Source organism: Bartonella sp. OD88NMGDW (genome assembly GCF_042193775.1).
In the GTDB taxonomy this organism is placed as follows: Bacteria; Pseudomonadota; Alphaproteobacteria; order Rhizobiales; family Rhizobiaceae; genus Bartonella; species Bartonella grahamii.
Genome location: NZ_JBHIMA010000095.1, coordinates 1 through 523, shown reverse-complemented (window position 1 = coordinate 523; position 523 = coordinate 1). Strand labels below are relative to the sequence as shown.

The 523-nt window shown below is 40.9% G+C and carries 1 protein-coding gene; it reads left to right on the top strand.

Going from position 1 to position 523, the window contains the following annotated elements; all coding sequences use genetic code 11:
- Positions 1–96 precede the first annotated feature (96 nt).
- Positions 97–523: hypothetical protein (locus tag ACFIJR_RS09310; RefSeq protein ID WP_375654098.1), on the top strand; the 427-nt coding region annotated here is incomplete at its 3' end.

The following is a 523-nucleotide window of genomic DNA, read 5'->3' as shown; positions in this document are numbered from 1 at the left end:
CCATACTTGTCTTGGACATGCGGGGCCAAAATGCCAAAAGCAGTATGGCACGTCTCATCTAGAACAATTTCCTTTAAGTAAATCACGGAGTAAAAAATGAAACAAACTCTAAAATTATTAAGTGCTGTAACTTTGTTAGGTATTGCAGGATGTCAGTTTAATAAAACTCCTTCATCATCTTTGGCGATGTGGGAGAAGCCAGGAGCAGATTTTACTGAGGTAGGAAAAGCTTTGTTAGAATGTGGTATGCCAACTCCTTATGATGTCGATCCAGAAAACAGAAAGCAGAGCATCAATGCAAAAGCAACAACTTATACATGTATGATTCAATCAGGTTTTCGCTATAAAGGGAGAGGGAGTCCGTGTTATACTTTTAAAGAGAAAAACTTGCCGATTTGTCGTCCAGGTGCTGTCATACCACAGCGCAGTGTCAAGAAGCGCTTGAACAGCCCTTTTTGTACAAAGCATCCAGAACAACCTGAATGCGAGCCTTACGTCTTGCTGTTTGTGATGAGCAACAATC